This is a genomic window from Mycobacterium sp. (assembly GCF_035653355.1).
Taxonomy (GTDB): Bacteria; Actinomycetota; Actinomycetes; order Mycobacteriales; family Mycobacteriaceae; genus Mycobacterium.
The window spans coordinates 1-6,243 of record NZ_DASRBZ010000442.1; the positions used below are offsets into that span (position 1 = coordinate 1).

Here is a 6,243-nt window from a genome sequence, read left to right on the forward strand (position 1 = left end):
CAATAAGCGATGGTCTCCTTCGAACCGTCCAAGCCGGCGTCGGCGTAGATCTTGGCCAATTCGTCATCGGACTTGAAGGTGCCGTCTTCGTTCGCGGCCTTGCTCCACGGCACGTTGATGGCGCTCGGGATGTGGCCGGGCCGCTGGCTCTGCTCCTGCGGTAGATGCGCCGGCGCCAGAATCTTGCCGGAGAACTCGTCGGGGGAGCGCACGTCGACCAGATTCTTCACGCCGATCGCGTCGATGACCTCGTCGCGGAACGCCCGGATAGAGTTGTCGGGCTGCTTGGCGGTGTAGGAGGTCGTCGGGCGGCTCACCGGGTCGGTGGACAGCGGTCGGCCGTCGAGCTCCCACTTCTTGCGTCCGCCGTCGAGCAGCTTGACCTTGTCGTGGCCGTACAGCTTGAAGTACCAGTACGCGTAGGCGGCGAACCAGTTGTTGTTGCCGCCGTAGAGGATCACAGTGTCATCGTTGGAGATGCCGCGGTCCGACAGCAGCTTCGAGAACTGCTCGGCGTCGACGAAATCGCGGCGGACAGGGTCCTGGAGATCGTCGCGCCAATCCAGTTTGACGGCGCCGCGGATGTGGCCGTTGTCGTAGGCGCTGGTGTCCTCGTCCACTTCGACGAAGACGACGCCAGGTGTGTCGAGATTGCTCTCAGCCCAGTCTGCCGAGACCAGGACGTCGGAGCGTGCCATGACGGGTTCCTTTCGCTTGCTCAGGTGAAAACGTCGTGGATTATGCGGACCTCGGTGTGGGTCGTAGCCGGGCGACGAATGGGTAGAGCTGGCAGCCCAGGCAGATCCCGAACGCCGCGTTGAGGAAAGACGCCGCCAGCGCGGCCGCGGTCGCGATGACTCCCAGCAACGTCGCTCCGCTGGCGAATCCGACCACCCCGACGACGGCGAAGACCAAGCCCACCAGCTGCGCAAACTTCAACGGTGGCACCGGCTCCCGCTCAGTGACGGGACCCAGCCGCGGCGCCACCAGTTTGGCGTACGCCAGCCCATAGGGATGTTGCCGGGGCCCCCGCACGGCGCCCACTGCGAAGACGACGGCCTGCACGCCCAATACGGTGGTGGCGGCCGACGCGCTGTAGCCGGACACGAACAGCGTCGTCACCAAAACCGCGGTGGTGACCCACGCAACGAATCGCGGGCCCCGAACATCGACGACGTCCACGCCGTCCGCCTGGGCGGTGGTGTTGGTTCTCGGCACAGACCTGCTCCTGTTGACAACTGGAAGGGTGGGGGCACGCCAGAATGGCTGCTCCGAGAGCGGCGCTAAACGGCGCGCTGCTCAGCAGCTACAACAACAGCAGCAGCCCGCAACGCGGCACAGATCGACTGCGCGGCGCTTGGTGAGCATGGGCTCAAGGCGGGCGAACACGTCGGACAGCTTACCCAATAACACGATGGTCAAGCCAACAGCGGTACCAGCGCCGACCGCAGCTCGGCAACCGACGGGACGCCTGCGGCGCGGTAACGCTGGCGACCATCGGCGTCGAAGATCAGCGTGGTTGGCAGCGACAGCACCGAAAGCCGCCGTGCCGCCGCCGGATTGGCGTCCAAGTCGAGCTCCAGGTGCGCCACGTCGCCGAGGGCGCTGCAGACCTCGTTGACCACTCGGCGTACCCGCTCGCAAGGGCCACACCAGGGGGCGCTGAAGTGCACGACGGTCGGTCCAGTGGGCGAGAGATCCAGACCGGCGCTGTGTGCGTCGGCCGCTTCGCTGGAAGCTGACTGGGTTGCGCGGACGGCTCCGGAACGCCGATTCAGAAGCCAGCCGGTGAGCCCTGCCAGCGCTAAGGCACAGGCGATCGCGACGATGGCGGCAGTCACTTGCCCGCCTCCTGCCAAGGCCATCGCAGGCCGCGTCCGCGTTTAGTCATGACTGTCTGAACGCGTCAAGCGTGATGGTTACTCCCTCGGTGATGCCCTCAATGATGACGTCCGAGCCGCGTGCGCCCTGGCTGGTGGGCGCCACGCCGAACGGAAGCTTCTGATCGGGCAGCCGCTTGCTGAAGGCGTTGAGCACGGCGGCTCGTTTGTCGTCGGGCACCGTCTGGTTGGCGGTGTCGGGCCCGGTCAAGACCCGCGTGGGGGTGAAGACCAGCGTGGTCTTGTCCGCGCCGTCGATCGACAGGTCGACCGAAACGCTGACCCGCTTGTCGAAGTGGGCGGATTTCGGGGTGCCGGTGAAGACCAGTCCACGGCTGCCGGAGATGCCGGATTCGGTGGTGCCGCCGGTGGCGTCATTGGTCTCTTCGGGCGGCGCCTCGACCATCAGGTCGGTGATGCCCATGTATCGGCCGAGGTGCACCGAGTCGATGATGATGCGGCTTTCAAGCTTGCCGACCGGCAGCTTGGCGTCCGGCCTGATCAGCCACGACGAGTCGGCCAACCCGATCGAGTGCATGGTGGCCTCGAGCGTGGCCTTGTCGACCATCGGATGGCCAACCGTATTGGCCTTGATCTCCAGCTCGTCGTAGTGGTCGCGCATGGCCTGCGGGATGAACGGAAACCCGAGGATGGCCACGAAAGGGTCCGAGCCCAGGTCAGCCGCCTCGCGCACGGCCCGCGACAGCCGGTACTCGGCGTAGATGCTGGTCCCGAAGTCCACGGCGACGGCACCGACAATCGCGACGACGATCGCGACTGCGGCACCGACCGCAGCGATCAGCACCTTGCGCATCCGCACATTGTGGCCTACCTCGGCCGTCGGCTCCTCCTCATCGCGCTGCGCGCTCTGCATCGTCGCCGGGCTGGGGCTGAATCGCCCGGCTCGCCCCCTCGCCGCTGCGCGCTCTGCATCGTCGCCGGGCTGGGGCTGAATCGCCCGGCTCCTCCTCATCGCGCTGCGCGCTCTGCATCGTCGCCGGGCAAACCACCAGGTAGCACGTTATCGTTAGATGACCTGGTCGCTAATTACACATTTCGCCATCAGTCTGGGAGAGGCCTTTCCCACGACGCTGGAGGGGCTTTTTGGACCTACTGCTACTGACCGCGGACCCGCACGCCGACTCGGTCCTGCCGTCGCTGTCGCTGCTCGCCCACACTGTGCGAACGGCGCCGGCGGACGTGTCGTCGCTGCTGGAGGCAGGCACTTCCGACGTCGTGATCGTCGACGCTCGCAACGACCTGCCTGCCGCGCGCAGCCTGTGCCGACTGCTTGCCTCGACAGGCAGACCGGTCCCGCTGGTGGCGGTGGTAACCGAAGGCGGGCTGGTTGCGGTCAGCTTCGAGTGGGGACTCGACGACATCCTGCTGCCCAGCACCGGACCAGCGGAAATCGACGCCCGGCTGCGGCTGGTCGTCGGCCGGCGCGGCGGGCAGGCCGACCAAGAGACCGCCGGCAAAGTGACCCTCGGCGAGCTGGTGATCGACGAGGGCACATACACCGCACGACTGCGCGGCCGCCCCCTCGACCTCACCTATAAGGAGTTCGAGCTGCTGAAGTACCTGGCGCAGCACGCCGGCCGGGTGTTCACGCGGGCCCAGCTGCTGCACGAAGTCTGGGGCTACGACTTCTTCGGCGGCACCCGAACTGTCGACGTGCATGTGCGACGGCTGCGCGCCAAACTCGGCCCCGAACACGAGGCGCTGATCGGCACCGTCCGCAATGTGGGCTACAAGGCGGTGCGGCCGGCGCGCGGGCGGCCGCCCAACCCGGAGCCGGAGAACACCGACGACATCAAGCCCGACCAGGGCGGCCTGCAAGGCCCACTGGCCGACCCGCTGCACAGTCAGTGACGTCTGCCGAGTGGAACCCGGCGCTCGCCGCGGACGAGCAGCAGCAAGTGCGCGAAATTATCTCTGCTGCAACAGAATTCGATGGAGTGGCGCCAGTCGGTGAGCAAGTTCTGCGCGAGCTCGCGCACCAGCGCACGGAGCATCTCGTGGTCAAAGGCCACCCACCCGGCGACCGCGACGCGATCATCGGCTATCTGAACCTCACACCCGGCCACGACGGCACCGCCCCGATGGCCGAGTTGGTGGTCCATCCAGACGCCCGCCGGCGCGGCGTCGGCGCGGCCATGGCGCGCGCCGCGTTGGACAGAACCGCCGGACAAACCCGCTTCTGGGCGCACGGCACACTCGAGCCCGCCCGCGCCACGGCGTCGGCGCTGGGACTGGTGGCGGTGCGTGAACTGCGGCAGATGCGCCGCTCACTACGGGACGTGCCCGAACCCGAGATTCCCGACGGAGTGCAGGTGCGTACGTACGCCGGCACCGCCGACGATGCCGAGCTGCTGCGGGTCAACAACGCTGCGTTCGCCGGGCACCCGGAGCAAAGTGGCTGGACGCCGGCCGAGCTGGCTGAACGCCGCACCGAACCGTGGTTCGACCCGCAAGGGCTGTTTCTGGCCTTCGACGCCGCGACCGAGAAGCTGCTGGGATTCCACTGGACCAAAGTGCACCGCGACCAGCCCGGCCTGGGCGAGGTGTACGTCGTCGGCGTCGATCCCTCAGCGCATGGGCGCGGCCTCGGCCGCGCGCTGACCGCGATCGGTGTGGCGTCGCTGGCCGGCCGGCTGGCCGACGCCGCCGACCCCACGGTGATGCTCTACGTCGAATCCGACAACGTCGCCGCGTTGCGCACCTATCAGGGCCTGGGCTTCACACTGCACAGTATCGATACCGCTTACGCGGCGCCGCCCAGCTGAACGCGGTCGGCTGCGTTCACCGTACGTTCACTTGCCTTGTGAATCTTGGCCACTATCGGTGCATACCTTCCGGGTGGCCCGGCGAGCTCCTGCCGGATCAAAAAGCGACGCTAGGAGAGCACAACTAGGTGAAGCTCGACACGGTTCGCAAGGCACTGGGCATCGCGGTATCGGCGGCAGCGGTTGCCGCACTCACGCTGACCGGCTGCGGCAGCGACAAAAACACGCCCGGCGCTCAGTCGGGCGCCGCCGGCAAGTCGGGCGAGCACGTCGACTGCGGCGGCAAAGAGGACTTGACCGCCGAGGGGTCGACCGCTCAGCAGAACGCGATCGCATTGTTCAACCAAGCCTGGGGCCAGGCCTGCCCCGGTAAAAACATCGCCTACAACCCAACCGGTTCGGGCGCCGGCCGCGAGCAGTTCATCGCCGGCCATGTCGACTTCGCCGGGTCAGACTCGCCTCTGACCGCTGAACAAATCGCGCCGGCGGCCAGGCGCTGCAACGGCAATCCGGCTTGGGACCTGCCGCTGGTGTTCGGGCCGGTCGCGTTGATCTACAACCTGCCGGGCATCGACTCGCTCGTGGTCAACGCAGACGTGCTGGGCAAGATCTTCAGCGGAGTGGTCACCAGCTGGAACGACCCGGCGATCGTAGCGCTGAACCGCGGTGTCGCGTTGCCGGACAGCAAGGTCACACCGGTCTACCGGTCGGACTCATCGGGCACCACCGACAATTTCCAGAAGTACCTGACCGCGGCCGCGCCGGAGAGCTGGACCAAAGGGGTCGGTAGCGAGTTTCAGGGCGGCTTCGGTGAGGGCGCGCAGAAGTCAGCGGGCGTGGTGCAGGCCGTGCAAGCCACCCCGGGTGCCATCGGGTATGTCGAGAAGGGCTTCGCCGACCAAGCCCGTGTTCCGTTCGCGCAAATCGACACCGGCAGTGGCGCCGTCAAGCTCACCGACGATGCGGCCCGCAACGCCATTGACGACGCCAAGTTCGAGGGCCGCGGCAACGACCTGATGCTGAATCTGAACTCGCTATACGCCACCAAAGAGCACGGTGCCTACCCGTTGGTGCTGGCGACGTACGAAATCGTGTGCTCGAAGGGGTACGACCGGCCCACATCGGACGCGGTCAAGTCGTTTCTGACGGTCGCGGCCAACAACGGACAGAGCGGCCTGTCGCCGGCCGGCTATGTACCGCTGCCCGATAAGTTCAAGGAGCGCCTTACCGCCGCGATCAACGCAATCCAGTAATCGCAATAATTGCTCGATCAGCGGCGGCGTCTGCGGTGAAGATGGATGCCAGGACCGATAGTGACGGATCGATGGGACCAGGGTGAGCACGCCAAATCCAGCCGGTGCCGGCTCGGGGGAAGTCGTCGCTACGCCCATTCCCGAACCGCCGCTCACCCCTACCCGGCCATGGGGAACCAGCTCGCCCCGCCTCGGGGACCGGCTGTTTCGCGGACTCTCCCAGGGTTCCGCTGTCCTGATCGTCTTGGTGATCGCCGCGATCGGGCTGTTTCTGTTGTGGCGCGCTATACCGGCGCTGGCGCGTGACAAGGAGAACTTCTTAAC

General features: G+C 66.7%; 8 protein-coding genes and 1 pseudogene. 4 read left to right on the forward strand and 5 right to left on the reverse strand.

Annotation, left to right across the window (positions count from 1 at the left end):
- The 5 genes from VFA16_RS15215 to lmeA all read right to left on the reverse strand — a co-directional run.
- Positions 1 to 698: sulfurtransferase (locus VFA16_RS15215; protein WP_324968622.1), on the reverse strand; the 698-nt coding region annotated here is incomplete at its 3' end.
- A 40-nt stretch (positions 699 to 738) separates the two neighbouring features.
- Positions 739 to 1,218: a DUF4395 domain-containing protein gene (locus tag VFA16_RS15220; protein WP_324968623.1), complete on the reverse strand. Its 480-nt coding sequence runs from the start codon at positions 1,216 to 1,218 to the stop codon at positions 739 to 741.
- An 81-nt stretch (positions 1,219 to 1,299) separates the two neighbouring features.
- Positions 1,300 to 1,413, reverse strand: coding sequence for an Ms5788A family Cys-rich leader peptide (locus tag VFA16_RS23815; protein ID WP_414687735.1), 114 nt, complete (start codon positions 1,411 to 1,413; stop codon positions 1,300 to 1,302).
- Positions 1,414 to 1,418: 5 nt separating this feature from the next.
- Positions 1,419 to 1,841 (reverse strand): thioredoxin family protein, encoded by a 423-nt coding sequence (locus tag VFA16_RS15225; RefSeq protein WP_324968624.1) that lies wholly within the window; start codon positions 1,839 to 1,841, stop codon positions 1,419 to 1,421.
- Positions 1,842 to 1,887: 46 nt separating this feature from the next.
- Entirely contained in the window at positions 1,888 to 2,700 is an 813-nt protein-coding gene (lmeA, locus tag VFA16_RS15230; RefSeq protein WP_324968628.1) for a mannan chain length control protein LmeA, read from the reverse strand.
- Positions 2,701 to 2,984: 284 nt separating this feature from the next.
- Here lmeA and VFA16_RS15235 point away from each other — a divergent pair, with 284 nt between their 5' ends.
- From VFA16_RS15235 to VFA16_RS15250, 4 genes and pseudogenes are all read left to right on the forward strand, one after another.
- Complete coding sequence (locus VFA16_RS15235) at positions 2,985 to 3,752, forward strand: response regulator transcription factor (protein WP_324968625.1); 768 nt, start codon at positions 2,985 to 2,987, stop codon at positions 3,750 to 3,752.
- Positions 3,749 to 4,666 (forward strand): mycothiol synthase, encoded by a 918-nt coding sequence (gene mshD, locus VFA16_RS15240; RefSeq protein ID WP_324968626.1) that lies wholly within the window; start codon positions 3,749 to 3,751, stop codon positions 4,664 to 4,666. Before VFA16_RS15235 ends, mshD begins: the two co-directional genes overlap by 4 nt.
- Positions 4,667 to 4,794: 128 nt before the next feature.
- Positions 4,795 to 5,919 carry a phosphate ABC transporter substrate-binding protein PstS gene (gene pstS / locus VFA16_RS15245; protein WP_324968627.1) on the forward strand — a complete coding sequence of 375 codons (1,125 nt, stop codon included), beginning with the start codon at positions 4,795 to 4,797 and terminating at the stop codon, positions 5,917 to 5,919.
- Between the two features lie 82 nt (positions 5,920 to 6,001).
- Positions 6,002 to 6,243, forward strand: a pseudogene (locus VFA16_RS15250) (phosphate ABC transporter permease subunit PstC); the annotation flags it as partial.